We start from the raw sequence: 18,585 nt of genomic DNA on the forward strand, positions 1-18,585 counted from the left end.
GGGTCAGCGGTTCTGCTGAACGTCTTGTTTCGCGCCGAGGGCGGGCCGGTGGTCTACGGTCCGCCCTCCGTTCGTCGTGAGCTGCGCCTGGGGCCTGACCGGTGCTGCGATGCCGGACAGCGCAGTAGACGTGCCGAGCCGGGTCTGTACCCAGTCCTGGAAGCCTGGGTCGGTGACGTGGATCCGGAAGTCGGTGCGGGTCAGCAAGCCGCGTGAGATCAGCGTCTTGGACGCGTTGTCGAGGTCCCAGCGATCCGGACTGTCGGTCCGGGACGGGATCGGTACGCCGTGGGTCCCGTGCGCCGCGGTCTTCGCGAGCAACGCCATCTCGTGGTTCGAGCAGTTGGCCCAGGCAGCGGCGTACAGCGACTGGGATCGCGTGTTCAGCCGAGAGGCCGCTGTCACGGCGATCTCGGTGGTGATGGTATTCTGGCCGGGCTGAACGAGCTCGAGGGCCGCGCCGGCCAGCGTCCGCAGCCTGCTCGGGTGGCCCTGTGCGCCCTCCACCAGTTTGTCCACAGCACCCGGCTCACACCGGATACCGGCCTTGGACAGCGGCCGGACAAGTGCCGTGCGCATCTCGTCGGCGTTCATCGGCACCAGTTCGCGGACGTCGAGCTTCAGCTCGGTCTCCGTCCCGGAGCGGCCACCCGATGCCGACAGCAGCCGGGACTCCATCTGGTTGCCGCCCGCTGCGATCAGGAAGGCCGGCTTCCGGTTCTCGTGCAGGGTGGCCGACAGCCCGGTCAGGGCGACGAGGTCGGTGTCCGACGCGGCATCGAGGTTGTCGACCATCAGCAGGATCGGCTCGCGGCGTGGCCCGGCCATCTTGCCGAGCTGTTCGCCGAGCTCGCTCAAGGTGCGACCGACCGAGTCCTTCGTGACGCCTTCCCAGGCCCGGTGGACGCCGATCTTCGGCCCGGGCGCGAGACCGGCGCGGAGCTGCGCGGTGTTCATCGAGTTCTTGGTCCGGACGGCCATCCGGTTCAGGATCTCTTTCAGCTCCTTGACCTGGTCGGCCGGGTACCGCCGCTTGAAGGTGTCCAGCTCGTTCTGAACGGCGCGAATGATCCTGGACTCCACCGACTCGCGGCGCGAGGCGCTGAAGCGGATCGAGATCCAGCCTTCCCGGTCGGCCAGCGCCTTGGTCCGGGTCAACTCGTGACTGGTCCCGATGCCGGGAGGGCCGGTGAACAGCACCGTTGTTCCGATCGGGAGTGCCTGTTCGAGCGAGATCGGCCGGCCGTTCTTGTCCTTGCGGTCGATCTGCTCGACGAGCTGACCGGACGCGCCGAACACTCTGTTGACCGCAGCGCGGTCCCCGGCGAGGTGTACCGGTGCCAGGTTGGCGGCGGGTCGGCCGGCTTCCGGGCCGCGGGCAGGCGCCGGCGTCTGGTCGAGGTGTGTGTTGACCCAGTCCCGGAACCCCTTGTCGGGGATCGTCACGAGCTGGCCGTCGTGCTCCCTGAGCATTCCGCGGGCGACGAGTTCCTGGCGCGCCCTGTCGACCTGCTGCCACTCGTCCGGCAGATCGGGACGGGTCTCGGGCGGCATGTACAGACCGTTCGTTCCCTGCGCCGCGACTCTGGCGAGGAGATCCTTCTGGGCGTGCGTGGTCTCCGGCTGGTTCCATTTGCTCTGGTAGCTGTGTTCCGAGTCCGTCCAGACCCTGACGGTCGCCGCTTCCGCGGCCGCCACCGTGATCCCGCGCTCCGGGTCCCGGATCGCGACAGCGGCCAGGGCGAACTTCCGCAACTGGCTCGGGTTGCCGTTGGCGGCGCGGACCAGTACGTCGATGCCGTCGTGCTCGTACGGGATCTCCGCGGCGTCGAGCGGTGCGGTCAGGGACATCGCGAGATCCGCGTCGGGCAGCGGCTCGAGCTCGCGGAGACTGAACTGGTTGGTGATCGTGGTGGCGATGCCGGACATCCGCCGGGACGCGTGCATCAGCGAACTCGTCGACTTCGTGCCGCCGGCGACGACCAGCCACACCGGGCGATCCATTTCCTCGAGATGGATCGCCAGGTCGTTGACGCCCGCCTGGTCGTGCTCCGACGCCGCGTCGATCTTGTCGATCAGCAGCAGGATCGGCTCGTTCTCGTGGCCGGCGATCCGGCCGAGTTCGTCGGCGAAGTCGTTCAGCGTGGTGCCGAGCTTGTCGTGCGCGGTGGTGTCCTTCTCGCGCTTGCCGACGAACTCGACCGGGACCGGGCCGCCACCGAGCCGCGCCTCCCAGCCCCAGCGGGTGTTGCGGCCACTCTCGGTCAGGTCACGAACCGTCTTGCTGAGGCCGCGTACCCGGCGCTTGCCGAACCGGTCCTGCAGGTCTTCGAGCTTCTTCCGGAACGCGGTGGTGAGGTGGTGCTCGAGCGGTATGTTCTCGGACGCGGTCACCCTGATCGTGGTCCAGCCGTGGAGTTCGGCCAGATCTTCCACCCGGTTCAGTTCGGTGGTCTTGCCCATGCCGGGTGCGCCCTGGAAGAGGATCGCTCTGCTCTCCGGCAGTACGCCGCTCAACGAGAGCGGCGTACCGAGCTGGTCCTTGCGCGTGATCAAGTACGCCGGGCGCCCGTCGGCTCCGAAGACCTGGCTCATTGGGACAGCGTGCGGACCGTAGCGGTCCCCGACACGGTCGGTGAGTTACCTGGCGGTTAACACTCGCCTCCTGGAAGTTGAATCCCGGGTCGGCGGCAACCGGTCTACAGACCGCGACCCGATCGCGCACACCTGAGCCGAAATGCTTGGAAGCGACCTGTACCGCTGTCACCCTCAGTGCATGAGAACCGGACGAGTGCTCGCTGCGCTGCTCGCGGCACCGCTGCTGCTGGCCGTCTTCCCGGCCGTGGCGGCCCAGGCCGCGCCCGACCCCGACCTCAAGATCGACTCGATCACACTGAACAAGACCAGCGTCGCGGTCAGCGGACTCAACACCGTGCCGGTCACGGTGACGGTGAAGGGAACGTACGGCGCCGACGCCGGCACGCCGGTGAACGTGATCCTCGAGCGGACCGGCGGCACCGGCCAGGAGCGGACGCTGTTCTCCACGAACCTGCCGCGGCTCGCGAACGGCACCTGGAGCGGACCGCTGCAGGTCCCGTCGACGGCGAACGGCACGTTCAAGGTGACCGGCGTACTGACCGGGCCGTTCTTCCCGGGCAGCGGGAGCATGACGGACCCGACGGCGTACGCCGGTCCTTCGCTCGCGGTCACCGGGACGCACCAGCCGAAGATCACCGCGTCGGTGTCCCCGAAGGTGGTGCCGTTCGGCTCCGGCTTCTCGATCACGTGGGCGGTCACCGACGCGCAGACAGGCAAGCCGTACGGCAGCAAGGTCCGCGTCGTCCTCGGGACCGACAACACCTGCGCCGAGTACTTCGGCCCGGGGTACACGAACCTCACCAACACGAGCGGTGTGGTGACCAAGGCCTACCCGGCCTCGGACGCCCAATGGGTGAACTGCCTGCTGCTGCCGGGTAACCCGTCGTCGATCGGCGGACTGGGACTCGGCGTCGCACGGCCCGGCATCGTGACCGCCACGCCGTCCAAGACCAGCGCACCGGTCGGCACGATCGTCCCGGTGAACGGCGTCGTCCAGGGGGCGCCGTCCGCGTGCAAGGTGTATCTGCAGCGGCTGTACGGCGCCACGCAATGGAAGACGGTCAGCCCCGCGGGCAGCATCCGGTCCTACAGCGGAAAGTTCACGCTGAACGCGCAACCGGCGTACAAGGGTCTGATCCCGTACCGCGTCTACTTCCCGAAGTGCTACAACTACCAGGCCGGTGTCAGCAAGGTCTTCTACATCCGAGGGCTGTAATCATGCGCCGAGCACTCACCGCACTGCTCGCCGCACCTCTTGCAATGGCTGCGTTTCCGCTCGCGGCACAGGCTGAGCCCGATCCGGCTCTGCACATCACGTCGGTCGCCCTGAACAAGACGAGCGTCGCGGTCAGCGGGCTCAACACCGCACCTGTCACGGTGACGGTCAAGGGCGTCTTCGACACCGGCTCGTCGACCGACGAGAAGGTCCCGGTCAACGTGATCCTCGAACGCACCGGCGGCTCCGGCCAGGCGTCGGTGCTGTTCTCCACGAACCTCGTCCGCAACACGCAGAGCGGCACCTGGACCGGGCCGCTGCAGGTCCCGTCGACAGCGAACGGCACGTTCAAGGTGACCGGCGTGATGACCGGGCCGTTCTTCCCGCCCAACCCGCCGATGACCGACCCGACGCCGTACGCCGGTCCGTCGATCACCGTCACCGGTACGCATCAGCCGAAGATCACCGCGGTGGTGACGCCGAAGGTGGTGCCGTTCAACCAGCCGTACTCGATCAGGTGGGCGGTCACCGACGCGCAGACCGGCAAGCCGTACGGCAGCCGGGTCAGGGTCGCACTGAAGACCAACAGCGGTTGCGTCGAGTACTTCGGTCCCGGCTACACGCACCTGACCGACACCAACGGCGTCGTGACGAACTCGTACCCGGGCGTGTCGATCACACCCATCACCTGCCTGCTGCTGCCGGGCAATCCGGCCGAGAACGGGTGGCTCTCGTTCGTCCCGGCCCGGCCGGCGGTCGTGTCCGCGGCACCGTCGAAGGCGAGCGCACCGGTCGGCACGATCGTTCCGGTCAACGGTTCGGTCAGGGGCGGTCCGTACAAGTGCCCGGTCCACCTGCAGCGGCTGTACGGCGCGTCGCAGTGGCGGACCGTCGGCTCCGGCGCGGTCCGGGCGTCCGGTCGCTTCACGCTCAACGCGCAACCGGCGTACAAGGGCCTGATCCCGTACCGCGTCCACTTCCCGGCGTGCCGGCCGTACGTCGCGGGCGTCAGCAAGACCTTCTCCATCCGCGGAGCCTGATCCTCGTTGGGCGGGTGAGTTAGGCTGAGTTAGGTTGACCTAACTTATCCGCCCGAGAGGACCGTGGTCGAGTGACCAGCCCCGCACCCCGCCGTAACCGCGTCTGCAAGCGCGCCGTCGTCCTGAGGACCGAGCGGATCACCCCGCACATGATCCGGGTCGTGTTCACCTCCGACGACTTCGCCGACAACGGCTTCACCGACCACTACGTGAAGCTGCTGTTCTGCAAGGACGGCGTCGAGTACCCCGAGCCGCTGGACATGGGCCTGGTGCGGGAGACGTATCCGGCCGAGCACTGGCCGACCATGCGGACCTACACCGTCCGCGGCTGGGACGAGGCGACGCGGGAACTGACCATCGACTTCGTCCACCACGGTGACGAGGGCATCGCCGGTCCGTGGGCGGCGTCGGCGCAGCCGGGCGACGTGCTGTGGTTCAACGGTCCCGGCGGAGCGTACGCGCCGGACGAGGCGGCCGACTGGCATCTGCTCGTCGGTGACGAGAGCGCGCTGCCGGCGATCGGCGCCGCGGTCGAGCAGTTGCCGCCGGGTGCGCGCGCGACCGTCCTGATCGAGGTGGCGGACGAGACCGAGGAGCAGAAGTTCGGCGGCCCGGGCGAGGCCGACGTGCAGTGGTTCCACCGCTCGGCCTCCGACGGTGAACGCGGCGACGGTCTGGTCGCAGCCGTCGAGGCCCTCGATTTCCCGGAAGGTACGCCGCACGTGTTCGTGCACGGCGAGGCCGGATTCGTGTTCCGGATCCGCAAGAACCTGTTCCAGGACCGTGGACTCAGCCGGGACAACGTCTCGCTGTCCGGCTACTGGCGACTCGGCAAGAACGAGGACGGCTGGCAGGCGGAAAAGGCCGAGACCGCCCGCCGGTAACGCTCCTAGACCCCTCGGATGTAGAACACCCGGCTGACGCCCACAAGGTACCTGCCGCACTTCGGGAAGTAGACCCGGTACGGGATCAGACCCTTGTACGCCGGTTGCGCGCTCACCGTGTAGCGCCCACTCTGGCGCGTCTTGGCGGTGCTGACACCGCGCCACTGCGAAGCGCCGTACAAGCGCTGCAGCAGGACCGGGCAGAAGGCCGCCGGCCCGAGCACGCTGCCGTTGACCGGCACGATCGTGCCGACGGTCGCGCTCGTCTTCGACGGCACGGCCGACACGACGCCGGGCCGGATGACCGCGAGACCGAGACCGGTGATGTCGAGCGGGGTGCTCTTGATCCGCAGGCAATTGATCGACTCGCCGGCACTGGACGGGTACGAGTACGAGACCAGGCCGCCTGTCGTCGTCAGCACGTTGGCCCCGCCGGCTTCCTCGGCGCATTGGTTGTCGACGCCGAGCAGGGCCCGGACGCGGGTGCCGTAGGGCTTACCGGTCGTCCGGTCGGTGATCGCCCAGGTGATCGTGTAGTTCGGGCCGAACGGCACCACTGCGGGTGTCACCTTTGCGGTGACCTTCGGCTGATGCGTGCCGGTGATGGTCAGCGTCGGGCCGTCGACCGGTGTCGGGTCGGGCAGCATCCCGCCTGCCTGCCAGGTGAAGTAGGGGCCGTACGAGACGCCGTACACCTTGTAGGTCCCGTTCGCGGTGGACGGGATGTGCACCGGGCCGGACCAGACCCCGTTCTGCACCGTGCCGGAGGTGCGCGGCAGGTCGGTCGAGAGCAGCTGGCTCATCGGGCCGGTCCCACTGATCCGCTTGATGTACACGAGCAGCACCAGGTTGTTGTCGTCCGGATTGGCCGTGTCGTACTTAGCCGCGACGGTCAGCTTCACCGGGACGGTGTTCAGCCCCGACACCGCGATCGTCGTCCGGTCAGCTGTGACGCTCGTGACCGTCAATTTGGGGTCCACCGCAGCGTCAGCCGCCGTGATCCCGGTCCCCACCACTGCCGACGCCACCAGCGCCGCAACCACTCTGTGCCCCCACATGTAAGCAGGGTGGCACTCCGCGGCGAAGCTGACTAGACCTCAACTACCTCGGCGTTCGGTGAGTACGTCGATCAGCGTGCCGGCCTGATTCGTGGGGAGAACCCAGTCCTCGCCGTTCGCCTGCAGGATCACGGCCGGGCCCTGGCTGGCAACTGCGTGGGTCACGGCGATCGGGAAGCGCAGCCGCTCCGAGCCGGAGAGCGAGAACTCGTACGTGCCGGTGATCGCGGTCAGCGGATAGGTGCGGAACTGGTGTGCGGCGCGTGGGACCGGGTGCGACTGGACGGTGACCGAGTCCGCGCCGACGAGGACGGCGGCGAGCGGGATGCCACGGAGCCGGAAGACCAGTTCGTACGGCGTACCGGCGAGCTCGGGGTCGAACGGGACCAGCAGCGCGCGGTCGGCGGCGCGCGCCAGAGCCAGGCCGGCGACGATCCCGAGGATCAGGCCGGGCAGCGCGAGGATCGCCGGCCACCAGACCCCGACCGCCAACGGGAACAGGGTCACCGTCAGACCGGTCAGACCGCCGAACAACCCGGCGACGCCCAGCCACCACCGCGGCTGGTACCGATGCCGCCGCCGCAGCACGAACCCGATCACCAGCATCCCGACCGGCACGACACAGCCGATCCACGCCGCCGGCGTACCCGTCGACGCGATCACCGCGACGACCACCAGCAGCACCGCCGGGATCCCCAGGTAAATCCCCGCCACGATCCGCTGCACCCGCCGAAGCCTGCTCTCCACGGGAGAACCCAAGCACATCCCTGCCGACGCACCTACTGTCCGGGCGTCAGCCCCGCTCGGTCGACTGCCCGGACCGGCCGCGCGTCGTACTCCGGCGCTGGCTGCCGGCAGCGCCCTGGGACTTCGTGGTCCGTGCCGCAGCCTCGGTCAGATCGAGCCCGGCGACCCGCCGGGCCTCCTTCAACTCCGACGAGATCATGGTCCTGGTCGGTCCGCCCGGTCGTGGCTCGGCGATGTGCTTGAACACCGGCACCATCATGTCGGGCACCGGTTCGTACTTGCCGAGATCCGGGTCGGTCAGCATCGACCGCTGGTTCCACACGTCGGGCGGGCACTTGGTGAAGTCGAGCTGGTAGTTGGACAGCTCCGATACCTGCTGCATGAACACCTTGGCCGCGCGCCCGTTGCCCTCCCGGTGCGGATGGGCCTGGTTCACGTAGGCGTGCACCTCTGCCGCCTTCTGCGCGAACTGGTCCAGGTCCATCGACGCCCAGTCGGCGGACTCGATCATTGTGGCGGCATCGTCCAGGTAGCGGTCGATCTGACCCAGAGGTGCGAACCCGCCCGGACCACTCTTGCTCAGCTCGACCGTACGGCGCTGGCCGGCCCACTCGTAGACGTCCTGGAAGAGATGCGCGTGGATCGCCTGCACGTGCTGAGCGTCGTACGTCCGCGGGATCTCCACCTCGCCGGACTCCAGCTCGCGCTGGCGGTCCGCCACCGCGGTGTACTCCATGTCCTTCAGCAGATCTTTGTCACGCTGGCCGAACTTGTTCTGCAGTGTCTCGTGGTGGGGCGGCGGATACACATAGGGGTCTTGTGCCATCGCTCAGCCCTGGTCCGCGGCGCGGCGGCGGGCGGCGGCCTGGGCGCGGCGCAGGTACTCGTCCTTGTCGATGACACCGCGGGCGCGATCGGCGAGATTCTCGACGTCCTCGCGGTTCGGCTCCCAGCCTTCGTGCCACGCATTGGCGAGGGACTGCAGAACGGCACGGCGTTGCACGTCGTCGAGCGGGGCGAACAGCTCGGGCCAGCGGTCCTCGATATCCAGCTCCTCGGCCATGCCTCCAGTCTACGAAAATCCAGGCGCATCCCCGGTGAATCACCTACTGTGCCGAGGGTGATCGAGATTCCCGCGAAGCTCGTCCGGAACCACAGTGCGAAGGCCTCCGACTGGTTGGCCGGGCTGCCCGCGGCGGTCGAGCGGTACGTCGATGAGTGGCAGCTGACCGTGTCCGGCGACCCGTTGAGTGGCGAGGCGTCGCTCATCCTCCCCGTCGTACGGCGTGACGGCACCGAGGCGATGCTCAAGCTGCAGAGCGTCAACGACGAGTCCGAGAGTGAGGCGCTCGCGCTGCGGACGTGGAATCACGACGACGTCGTCGAGGTGTACGAGGACGACCCGGAGACGTCGACGCTGCTGCTGGAACGGCTCGAACCGCGAACCCTCGACGACCTGCCGGACGACGTCGAGGCGACCCGGATCCTCGCCGAGCTCCTCAACCACCTGAGCGCCGTACCCGCCCCGCCCGGCATCCGCCACCTCTCGGACATTGCCGCCGGGATGATCGAGGACGCGCCCCGCGTGATCCCGATGCTCGCGGACCCGGCCGAACAAGCGTTGGCCTGGAGGTATGTCGCGCAGGTGACCGAGCTGCTGCCGGAACCTGGTGACCGCCTGCTGCACTGGGACCTGCACTACTACAACGTGATGGCGGCGAAGCGGCAGCCGTGGTTGGTGATCGACCCGAAGCCGCTGGCCGGCGACCCGGCGTTCGAGCTCATGCCGGCGGTGTGGAACCGGTGGGACGATCTGGTGGCGACCGGCGACCTCTCGCAGGCGATCCGCGGTCGGTTCGACCTGATGCTCGAGGTGTCCGGCATCGACCGGGATCGCGCGCTCGGGTGGACGGCAGGGCGGATCCTGCAGAACGTGCTGTGGTTCACCGCCGACGGCGCTACCCGGATCGAAGCGGAGTTGAAGGCGGTGTCCGATGCCCTCTACGTGTGATTACATGATTACGTGACTACCCCGACGCTGTACGAATGGGCCGGTGGGCACGAGGCGCTGCGCCGGCTGACCGAGGTGTTCTACGACAAGGTGCTCGAGGACCCGATCCTCGCACCGGTCTTCGCGCACATGAGCGAGAACCACCGTGAGCACGTGGCGATCTGGCTCGGCGAGGTGTTCCGCGGCCACAGCCGCTACACCGACGAGCTCGGCGGCTACCCGGCGATGCTGTCGCATCACCTGAACCTCGGCCTGACCGAGGAACAGCGGTCGCGTTGGGCCGCCCTGATCGCGAGCAGCGCCGACCCCGCCGGCCTCCCGGACGACCCGGAGTTCCGCTCGGCCTTCGTCGCGTACGTCGAGTGGGGCACACGGATCGCCCTGGCCAACTCCCAGCCCGGCGCAACCCCGCCCCCGAAGGCCCCGGTCCCGCACTGGGGCTGGGGCGAGGCCCCGCCGTACCAACCCTGACAGGCGTCGGCGGTCTTCTGGTTGGGTAGAGTCCCGGTTCACGTTGTGTCTGCCAGCGGGGATGCGAGGGTTTACCTGTGACCGCTCAGCTCGAATACCCCGACATTCAGGATTCTGATGCGCTGCTGTCCGTGCAGGGCCTGTGGAAAGTGTTCGGGCCGAAGGCCCAGCGGGTTCCGCGCCGGCCGGAGCTCGCGGCCCTCGACCGCACCGAGCTGTACGCGAAGACCGGCTGTACGGCGGCCGTTCGCGACCTGAGCTTCGACGTCGCGCCCGGTGAGGTGTTCGTGGTGATGGGGCTGTCCGGTTCGGGCAAGTCGACGCTGGTCCGCTGTCTCACCCGCTTGATCGAGCCGACCGCCGGTGGGCTGTACTTCGAGGGCGAGGACCTGCGCGCGGCCGACGAGAAGCGGCTGCGCGCGCTGCGGCGGAGCAAGTTCTCGATGGTGTTCCAGCACTTCGGGCTGCTGCCGCACCGCAAGGTGATCGACAACGTCTCGTACGGCCTGGAGATCCGCGGCGAGAGCAAACCGGACCGGCGGCGTCGCGCCCAGGAGGTCATCGACCTGGTCGGCCTGGCCGGCAACGAGCACCTGTACCCCGAGCAGCTGTCCGGCGGCATGCAGCAGCGGGTCGGCCTGGCGCGGGCGCTCGCCAACGATCCCGACGTACTCCTCTTCGACGAGCCGTTCTCCGCGCTCGACCCGCTGATCCGGCGCGAGATGCAGACCGAGGTCGTGCGGCTGCACCGCGAGGTCGGCAAGACGATGGTGTTCATCACCCATGACCTGTCCGAGGCCCTGAAGCTGGGCGACCGGATCCTGTTGATGCGCGACGGCGCCGCGGTCCAGCTCGGCACCGGCGACGAGCTGGTCGGTGCACCGGCCGACGACTACGTGCGCGAGTTCGTCCGCGACGTCCAGCGGGCCGACGTACTCACCCTGCGATGGATCGCCCGGCGACCGCGCGACGGCGAGCCGTTGGACGGACCCGAGCTCGGTCCGGACGTCCTGGTCCGCGAGGCGACCCGCCTCGTGCTGGAGGCCGACCGGCCGGTCAAGGTCGTCTCGAACGGCACGCTGCTCGGTGTGATCGGTGACGAGGAGATCCTCGCCGTCGTCGCGGACAACTGATGGCCGCCATCACCAGTGACGTGGAGGTCGAGGTACGTCGGCCGCGGCGCAGCGTGGTCGTCGGCGTGCTGCTCGTCGTGTGGGTCGCGGCGTACTTCGTCCTGCGCGGGATCGACACGCTCGTCCTCGGCGGGCAGGAGACCACCCCGCTGCATCGCTGGCTGACCGAACACCGCGACGACGTCGGCCAGGGCAACGTGTTCTTCGAGGCGATCCGGATCGTCGTCGACCACTTCGTCGTACTGCTGCAGAACGTCATCTCGCAGCCGTCGTTCGACCGCCCGGTCCCGGTGATCGGGTGGCTCGGGGTGGTCGCGATCTCGGCGTACTGCGCGTGGGCGTTCGGCAACTGGAAGGTCGCCGTACTGACCGCCGCCGGGCTCGGCTTCGTCGGGTTGCAGGGGTTGTGGCAGGAGAGCATGGACACGCTCGCGTTGACCGTCGCGGCCGTGTTGCTGTCGTTGCTGTTCGCGATCCCGCTCGGCATCTGGGCCGGCCTGTCGAACCGCGCGTTCCGGGTGGCGACGCTGGTGCTCGACCTGATGCAGACGCTGCCGACGTTCGTGTACCTCGCGCCGTTGACGCTGTTCTTCGCGATCGGGCCGGCCGCGGCGACGATCGCCACGCTCATCTATGCGGCGCCGCCCGCGGTCCGGCTGACCGCGCACGCGATCCGCTCGGTGCCGCCGGAGAGCGTCGAGGCGGCGCGCTCGCTCGGCTCGACCCGCGGCCAGACGTTGCTGAAGGTACTGCTGCCGATGTCGCGATCGACCGTTGTCGTCGGCATCAACCAGACGATCATGGCCGCGCTCTCGATGGTGACCGTCGCCGCGCTGATCGACGCACCGGGCCTCGGCCAGACTGTGCTGAAGGCGCTGCAGACGCTCGACGTCGGCGTCGCGTTCAACGCCGGGCTGGCGATCGTGGTGATCGCGATCGTCCTCGACCGGGTCACGACGGCAGCGGGCGACCGGCCTTGGCGTACGGCGAGTGTGCGGCGGCGGGTCCTGCTCGGTGCGGGCGCTCTCGCCGTGCTCGTCGCGGTCTGGTTCTCCCGCACCTACGTGTGGGCGGCAGAGTTCCCGTCGGACGCAAACGTGGGCTCGCGGATCGCTGTGGTCGCCACGGACGTGACCAATTGGGTGCAGGACGTTTTCGGCGGGTTCACGTACGGCGTGCGGGACGCGGTCACCATCGGACTGCTCAACCCGCTCGAAGCGCTCCTGACCGGGTCGCCTTGGTGGCTCGTCAGCGCGGTCGTCGTCGCGTTGGCCGCCGTACTCGGAGGTTGGCGAGGCGCCGTACCCGCGGCCGTGTGCCTCGTGTTGCTGGTGGCAACCGGCGTGTGGCAGGACAGCATGGTCACGCTGGCCTCGACGTTGCTCGCGACGGTCGTGGTCGTGGCCGTCGGGCTCGCGCTCGGTGTGTGGTCCGGGCGGAACCGTCGGGTCGACACCTGGATCCGGCCGGTGCTGGACGCGGGCCAGACGATGCCGCCGTTCGTGTATCTCGTGCCGTTCCTCGCCTTGTTCGGGACGAGTCGGTTCACCGCGATCGCGGCCGCGGTGGTGTTCGCCGTACCGGTGACCACCAAGATCGTTGCGGACGGCATCAAGGCGGTGCCGGTCGCGACCGTCGAGGCGGCGAACTCGGTCGGATCGAGCGCCTGGCAGGTGATCAGCAAGGTGCAGCTGCCGGTGGCGCGGCGGGCGATCACGCTTGCGGTCAACCAGGGGCTGATCTACGTGTTGTCGATGGTGGTCGTCGGCGGACTGGTCGGAGCGGGCGCGTTGGGGTACGACGTGGCCGCCGGCTTCGCGCAGAGCGAGCTGTACGGCAAGGGGCTGGCCGCCGGGCTGGCGATCGTGCTGCTCGGCGTCATGCTCGACCGCATCACGCAGGCGGCGGCCCGCCGTACTCAGAACTTCCAAAACAGAGGAGACAAGCGGTGAAGAAACTCCGGTACGCCGGTGTGCTGACGGCGGTCGCGCTCGCCCTGACGACGACGGCCGGGTGCGGTGGGGAGAAGGTCGGCGCGGAGAAGCCGGCCGCCGGGGGGAAGGACTGCGGCACGTTCAACCTGACCGTGAGCCCGTGGGTCGGGTACGAGGCGAACGCCGCCGTCGTGGCGTACGTCGCGACCAAGGAGCTCGGCTGCAAGGTGGTGAAGAAGAACCTCAAGGAGGAGATCGCCTGGCAGGGCTTCTCCACCGGCGAGGTGGACGTGAACCTGGAGAACTGGGGTCACGAGGACCTGAAGAAGAAGTACATCACCACCGACAAGGTCGCGGTCGAGGCCGGTTCCACCGGGGTCAAGGGCGTGATCGGCTGGTACGTGCCGCCGTGGATGGCCGCCAAGTACCCGGACATCACCGACTGGAAGAACCTCAACAAGTACGCCGCTGTGTTCAAGACGTCGGAGTCCGGCGGCAAGGGGCAGTTGCTCGACGGCGACCCGTCGTACGTGACGAACGACGAGGCGCTGGTGAAGAACCTGGCGCTGAACTACAAGGTCGTGCAGAGCGGCAGCGAGACCGCGCTGATCCAGGCGTTCCGGGACGCGGAGAAGAACAAGCGGCCGCTGCTCGCGTACTTCTACGAGCCGCAGTGGTTCTTCAACGAGGTCAAGCTGGTGAAGATCGACCTGCCCGCGTACAAGGCCGGCTGCGACGCGGTCCCGGCGAAGATCGCCTGCGACTACCCGCCGTACGACCTGGACAAGATCGTCTCGAAGAAGTTCGCCGACTCCGGCAGCCCGGCGTACGACCTGGTCAAGAACTTCCAGTGGACCAACGAGGACCAGAACACCGTCGCCCGCATGATCGCCGTGGACAAGCTCACTCCCGACCAGGCCGCCGAGAAGTGGGTCAAGGACAACCAGTCCAAGGTCAACGCCTGGCTCGGGAAGTAGCTCTCTCTACATCGAACTGTTCGCCTGGCGGCAGCGGGGCGCCGATCTGCTGACGTAGCGCTGCTGCTTCGGCGAGCAGCTCGAGGGCGCGACCGGGGTTCTCGGTCGCGCCCGCCAGGCCTTCGAGCGCGAGGGCAACCGCCCGTTGGTCGCCGATCTGTTGCGCGAGTTCGAGGCCGCGCGCGTGCAGGGTGCGGGCTGTTGCGTAGTCGCCGCGTTGTTCGGCGATGTAGCCGAGTTGGTTCGTGATGAAGGCGATGCCGGGGGTGCCGCCGATCCGGGTCAGCCAGTCGAGCCATTTGGTGAAGTACCGCTCGGCGTCGTCGAGGCGGCCCTGGCGACGGGCGGTCAGGCCGAGACCGACCTCGGCGTACTCCTCGGCCGACTTGTTGGACTGCTCGACCGCCAACTGCCGGGCCCGCTCGTGCAGTTCGTCGGCCCGTGCGTAGTCGCCGGTCAGCAGCGCGATCCGGCCCAGGCCTGCGGTCCGGAACGAGACCTCCGTCCACAGCCCGAGATCCTCCGCGTGCCGGATCGCATCCTCCAGGTACGCCGTGGCGGTCGGATAGTCACCGCTGATCTCGGCGGCCACGATCAGCGCGTACGTCGCTTGCAGCCGTCCCCAGTCGTCGTCGAGGGCGTCGAACAGCTCGAGGCTGCGCAGGCTGTCCCGGCGCATGGCGCCCAGATCCGCGCGCACGATGTTCAGCTGCGACCGGGTGCTCAGCGCCGCCGCGAGACCCCAGCGGTCGCCGCGCTCGGTGAACGCCTCGATCGCCCGGTCGATCCGGGTGAACAGCACCTCCGCGTCGCCGTACGCCCAGCGGGTCATGGTCAGGAACCAGAGTGCGTGCGGGTCGTCGCCGACGGCTCGCAACGCTGCCTCACCGGCTTCTGCGACATCCGTGCCCTGGGCGTCGGTCGCGGCCATGCCCGCCAGCCAGACCATGGCCTGTGCACGGAGCGCCGGTTCCTGGTCGGGTAGTGCGAGGGCGGCGGTGAGCGTACGGCGTGCTTCGCCGAGCCGGCCGCGCAGGTACCGGTACCAGGCGAGCGCTGTCGCGAGCTCGAGTGAGGGCGGGGTGGCCCGGAAGTTCGCCGCCTCCTGGTCGAGCCGCCGAAGCCACTTCCGCTGGCCGGGCCCGTGCAGATCGGCCCGTCGCGCGAGCGCGAGGTAGTAGGCCGAGTGCCGGTTCCGGACGACTGTCTCCTCGCCGGCCTCGCGCAGCCGTTCCAGACTGTAGGCAGCGACCGACTCGAGCAGTCGGTACCGGCCGTCGCTCGCCACCACCAGCGACTTGTCGACCAGCGCCAGCAGGTGGTGCTCTGGCAGAGCGCTCACCTCGACCGCAGCCTCCGCTGAGAACGTGCCGGCCTGGACCGCGAGTCTCCGGAGCATCTGGCGTTCCTGCTCGTCCAGGAGGTCCCAGCTCCAGTCGATGGTGGCCCGCAGCGTGCGCTGGCGTTCCGGACCACCCTTGCCACCGGTCAGCAACCGGAAGCGGTCGTCCAGACGCTCGGCGAGCCCCTGGACCCCCAGTGCGCGCACACGGGTCGCCGCCAGCTCCAGTGCGAGCGGAATGCCGTCGAGCCGTTCGCAGATCGCGGTCACGTCGTCGGTGACACCGGCCCGGGCCCGGAACAGCTCTCCCGCGGCTGCTGCCGTCAGGGGCGGTACGTCGAGGACTCGTTCACCAGTTAGGCCCAGCGGCTCCCGGCTGGTCGCGAGTACGCGTAGACCGGGAGCTGCTGCGAGCAAACGCCGTACCAGGTCTGCCAGGTCGAGGTGCTCGCAGTTGTCGAGGATCAACAGGAGCTGCCTGCTGCTGAGTGAATCGAGCAGCCGCGGCAGGAGGTCGGTTGACTCGTCGCGGAGACCTACCGCGGTGGCCACCGCGTCCAGTACGTCGTCCTGCTGCAGCGGAGCGAGCTCGACCAGACGCGCGTTGGTCGCGCCGCGGCCGAGCTCCAACGCCAGACGGGTCTTTCCGACTCCACCGGGACCGACCAGCGTCAGCAAACGGTTCGCAGCGAGCTGCTCTTGTGCGTCGGCCAGTATCTCGTCCCGGCCGATCAAATCGTTCAGCGGCTCCGGGAGCGAGGTCGGGCGGCGGAGCTCGTGGCGCAGGATCGCCTGGTGCAGCTCCTGCAGCTCCGGCCCGGGGTCGACGCCGAGCTCGTCGGCCAATGCCTTGCGAAGCTCGGCGTACCGGTCGAGCGCCTCGTGCTGGCGTCCTGCTCGGTAGAGCGCCTTGAGGTGTACAGCGTGCAGTCGCTCGTCGAGCGGGCGCTGCTGGACCAGTGCGGTCGTCTGCTGCAGTACGTCGTCACCGCGGTCGGACAGCTGCTCGAGCGCGGTCAGGTAGAGGTCTTCCAGGTGCTCGCGGGTCGCTCGGGCGAACTCGTGGTCGGCGTACGGCTGTCCACGCCACAGTGCGAGCGCTTCCGGCAGCCGGCCCGCCCGCACGTGCTGCTCGAAGATGTTGCTGTCGACAACGTCTGCGGCCAGCGTGTAGCCGGCCGGGCCGTACTGGACGAGGCTGCGCGCGCCAGGCTCGGCACGGTCCAGTGTGCTGCGCAGCTGGGAGACGCGGGCCTGCAGCGTGCCGGTCGCGTTGCGAGGCGGCCGGGTGCCCCACAGGTCGTCGATCAACCGGTCCGCGCTGACCGGCCGGCCCTGGTTCGCCAGCAGATCGAGGAGCAGCGTCCGGACCTTCGTGTCGGGTACGGCGACCGGTTCGCCGGTGTCCGTCCGCACGAGCAGCGGACCGAGCACCCCGAAGTACATACCCGTAGTAAACCCGTAGCGCGTTCTTCGAGCATCGGGTGCATGAGTTCACGTGAAGCAGTGACAGTGATCGGGCTCGGTTCGATGGGGTCCACGATGGCCCGGACGTTCGTCGCGGCCGGCCATCCGACCACCGTCTGGAACCGGACGCCCGGCAAGGCGGACGGTCTGGGAGCGGTACCGGCGGCGACCGCGGCCGAGGCGGTGGCCGCGAGCAAGGTTGTGGTGATCAGTCAGGTCGACTACGCCGCGATGTTCGAGTCGCTGGCCGACGCGGACCTGCGGGGGCGGGTCCTGTTCAACCTCAGCTCGGACAGCCCGGAGCGGTTGCGGAAGGCGACCGAATGGGTGGCCGGGCGCGGCGGGACGCTGGTGACCGGCGGCATCATGGTGCCACCGCCGGGGATCGGGCGGCCCGGTTCGTACGTGTTCTACGCCGGCTCTGAGCAAGCTGTCGCCGCACACCAGGCGACGCTCGAGGTGCTGGGCCGCGTCGACCACGTCGGCACCGACCCCGGGCAGGCGATGCTCTACTACCAGGCCATGCTGAACATCTTCTGGACCACGTTGATCAGCTACTTCTACTCGGCGACGCTGGTCGGCAGCGCCGAAAAGCTACGCCCGTACGCCGCGACGATGCTCACCGATCTCACCGAGGACGGGCCGATGGGCTTCCTCCGCATCCTGACCGCCGAACTGGAATCCGGTGAACACCCCGGCGCGGAGAACAACCTTCACATGCAGGCCGTCGGAGCCGAGCACGCCGTACAGGCATTCACCGAGGCAGGCCTCGACGTGACCGTGCCAGGTGCGGTGGCCGCACTCTTCGCCCGCGCAGACGCCGCAGGGTACGGCGCCGACGGCCTGAGCGCGCTGGTCGAAATGGTCCGAAAGCCCAGCTAGGCGGTGGTGGTCAGCTTGCATTGGCCGTCGACGCAGTCGCGTCGGAGTTTGCCGCGGGAGATTGTTTCGAGTAGGCCGATGACCCAGCAGGTGGGGCAGCCGCGGAAGGCGAGGAGGGTCACGGGCAGGAGCAGGAGGCTGGCCGGCCCTACTGCCGGCAGTAGGGCGAACGCGGCGATCAGGCTGCCGAAGCCGAGTGCGCCCCGGAGCAGGTGGCGGGGCAGTGAGGTGCTGGCGAAGGTCATGTGGGGGCTCCCAGGGATTCGCGCACGGTGCTGCGGGCGCGGTGCAGGCGGGACTTCATGGCGGGAACGGTGAGGCCGAGGGCCTTGGCGACCATCGGGCCGCTGTAGCCCTGGACGTCGCGGAGGATCAGGACGCTGCGCTGGTCGGCAGGCAGTTGCGCGATGGCTGCGGCAACTGCCTGCGCCTCCAGTTGGCGCAGTACCTCGTCCTCCGCCGAAGGTGCTGTTTCCGGTGCCAGTTGCTGGTCCCGGAGTACGGCGCGCGCTCGGCGGAGGCACTCGTTGCGGATGATGCGGAACATCCACGACGTGAGGGCGCTCGTCGCGCGCAACATGCCGATCTTGCGGTACAGGATGATCAGGGCCTCCTGTGCCGCGTCCTCGGCGTCCTCCGGCGTCGCGCACAGCGTCCGGGCGAACCGCCGTACGGTTGGATGCGAGTCCGCGACGAGCGCGGTGAGGGCGTTGACATCGCCGTCCTGGGCGGCGCGGATCAGTTGTTCGTCGAGGTCAGCCACGGGCCCTCCGGCGCAGTACGACGACGCTGCAGGTGCCGAGCAGCGAGACGGCGACGGCCGCG

General features: G+C 68.8%; 17 protein-coding genes. 9 read left to right on the plus strand and 8 right to left on the minus strand.

Features of this window, described 5'->3' with window-relative positions; all coding sequences use genetic code 11:
• Window positions 1-3: 3 nt before the first annotated feature.
• The gene (locus EV647_RS00780; RefSeq protein ID WP_133996778.1) at window positions 4-2,595 is read right to left on the minus strand and encodes an AAA family ATPase; all 2,592 of its coding nucleotides are present in this window, start codon (window positions 2,593-2,595) and stop codon (window positions 4-6) included.
• Between the two features lie 181 nt (window positions 2,596-2,776).
• Here EV647_RS00780 and EV647_RS00785 point away from each other — a divergent pair, with 181 nt between their 5' ends.
• The 3 genes from EV647_RS00785 (at window position 2,777) to EV647_RS00795 (ending at window position 5,738) form a co-directional block, all read left to right on the plus strand.
• Window positions 2,777-3,814, plus strand: coding sequence for a hypothetical protein (locus EV647_RS00785; RefSeq protein WP_133996781.1), 1,038 nt, complete (start codon window positions 2,777-2,779; stop codon window positions 3,812-3,814).
• A 2-nt stretch (window positions 3,815-3,816) separates the two neighbouring features.
• Window positions 3,817-4,854 carry a hypothetical protein gene (locus EV647_RS00790; protein ID WP_133996784.1) on the plus strand — a complete coding sequence of 346 codons (1,038 nt, stop codon included), beginning with the start codon at window positions 3,817-3,819 and terminating at the stop codon, window positions 4,852-4,854.
• Window positions 4,855-4,925: 71 nt separating this feature from the next.
• Window positions 4,926-5,738 carry a siderophore-interacting protein gene (locus EV647_RS00795; protein ID WP_133996787.1) on the plus strand — a complete coding sequence of 271 codons (813 nt, stop codon included), beginning with the start codon at window positions 4,926-4,928 and terminating at the stop codon, window positions 5,736-5,738.
• Window positions 5,739-5,743: 5 nt separating this feature from the next.
• On the opposite strand, the gene EV647_RS00800 is transcribed toward EV647_RS00795, so the two are convergent.
• The 4 genes from EV647_RS00800 to EV647_RS00815 are packed head-to-tail and all read right to left on the minus strand — an operon-like array spanning window position 5,744 to window position 8,606.
• Entirely contained in the window at window positions 5,744-6,796 is a 1,053-nt protein-coding gene (locus EV647_RS00800) for a hypothetical protein (RefSeq protein WP_133996790.1), read from the minus strand.
• A 39-nt stretch (window positions 6,797-6,835) separates the two neighbouring features.
• Complete coding sequence (locus EV647_RS00805; protein ID WP_133996793.1) at window positions 6,836-7,543, minus strand: hypothetical protein; 708 nt, start codon at window positions 7,541-7,543, stop codon at window positions 6,836-6,838.
• A gap of 46 nt (window positions 7,544-7,589) precedes the next feature.
• Window positions 7,590-8,369, minus strand: a complete 780-nt coding sequence (locus EV647_RS00810; RefSeq protein WP_133996796.1) for a Fic family protein — start codon at window positions 8,367-8,369, stop codon at window positions 7,590-7,592.
• A 3-nt stretch (window positions 8,370-8,372) separates the two neighbouring features.
• Window positions 8,373-8,606, minus strand: coding sequence for an antitoxin VbhA family protein (locus EV647_RS00815; RefSeq protein ID WP_133996799.1), 234 nt, complete (start codon window positions 8,604-8,606; stop codon window positions 8,373-8,375).
• Window positions 8,607-8,633: 27 nt separating this feature from the next.
• Here EV647_RS00815 and EV647_RS00820 point away from each other — a divergent pair, with 27 nt between their 5' ends.
• The 5 genes from EV647_RS00820 (at window position 8,634) to EV647_RS00840 (ending at window position 14,069) form a co-directional block, all read left to right on the plus strand.
• On the plus strand, window positions 8,634-9,554 hold the full coding sequence (locus EV647_RS00820) for an aminoglycoside phosphotransferase family protein (protein WP_370342092.1): 921 nt from the start codon (window positions 8,634-8,636) through the stop codon (window positions 9,552-9,554).
• A gap of 12 nt (window positions 9,555-9,566) precedes the next feature.
• Window positions 9,567-10,025 (plus strand): group II truncated hemoglobin, encoded by a 459-nt coding sequence (locus EV647_RS00825; protein ID WP_133783664.1) that lies wholly within the window; start codon window positions 9,567-9,569, stop codon window positions 10,023-10,025.
• A gap of 77 nt (window positions 10,026-10,102) precedes the next feature.
• Complete coding sequence (locus EV647_RS00830; protein WP_133996802.1) at window positions 10,103-11,158, plus strand: glycine betaine/L-proline ABC transporter ATP-binding protein; 1,056 nt, start codon at window positions 10,103-10,105, stop codon at window positions 11,156-11,158.
• Window positions 11,158-13,110, plus strand: a complete 1,953-nt coding sequence (locus EV647_RS00835; protein ID WP_133996805.1) for an ABC transporter permease subunit — start codon at window positions 11,158-11,160, stop codon at window positions 13,108-13,110. The genes EV647_RS00830 and EV647_RS00835 overlap by 1 nt, the downstream gene beginning before the upstream one ends.
• Window positions 13,107-14,069, plus strand: coding sequence for an ABC transporter substrate-binding protein (locus tag EV647_RS00840; protein ID WP_133996808.1), 963 nt, complete (start codon window positions 13,107-13,109; stop codon window positions 14,067-14,069). The genes EV647_RS00835 and EV647_RS00840 overlap by 4 nt, the downstream gene beginning before the upstream one ends.
• Here the strand turns inward: EV647_RS00840 and EV647_RS00845 are convergent.
• Window positions 14,047-16,857, minus strand: a complete 2,811-nt coding sequence (locus EV647_RS00845; RefSeq protein WP_133996811.1) for a BTAD domain-containing putative transcriptional regulator — start codon at window positions 16,855-16,857, stop codon at window positions 14,047-14,049. The genes EV647_RS00840 and EV647_RS00845 overlap by 23 nt on opposite strands.
• Before the next feature lie 42 nt (window positions 16,858-16,899).
• Between EV647_RS00845 and EV647_RS00850 the strand changes: the two genes are divergently transcribed.
• Window positions 16,900-17,760, plus strand: a complete 861-nt coding sequence (locus EV647_RS00850; protein WP_133996815.1) for an NAD(P)-binding domain-containing protein — start codon at window positions 16,900-16,902, stop codon at window positions 17,758-17,760.
• Here the strand turns inward: EV647_RS00850 and EV647_RS00855 are convergent.
• Together EV647_RS00855 and EV647_RS00860 are read right to left on the minus strand one after the other, a co-directional pair.
• Window positions 17,757-18,005 carry a hypothetical protein gene (locus EV647_RS00855; protein ID WP_133996818.1) on the minus strand — a complete coding sequence of 83 codons (249 nt, stop codon included), beginning with the start codon at window positions 18,003-18,005 and terminating at the stop codon, window positions 17,757-17,759. The genes EV647_RS00850 and EV647_RS00855 overlap by 4 nt on opposite strands.
• The gene (locus EV647_RS00860) at window positions 18,002-18,523 is read right to left on the minus strand and encodes an RNA polymerase sigma factor (RefSeq protein ID WP_133996821.1); all 522 of its coding nucleotides are present in this window, start codon (window positions 18,521-18,523) and stop codon (window positions 18,002-18,004) included. The genes EV647_RS00855 and EV647_RS00860 overlap by 4 nt, the downstream gene beginning before the upstream one ends.
• Window positions 18,524-18,585: the final 62 nt, after the last annotated feature.

The organism is Kribbella sp. VKM Ac-2566, assembly GCF_004366005.1.
GTDB classification, from domain to species: domain Bacteria; phylum Actinomycetota; class Actinomycetes; order Propionibacteriales; family Kribbellaceae; genus Kribbella; species Kribbella pratensis.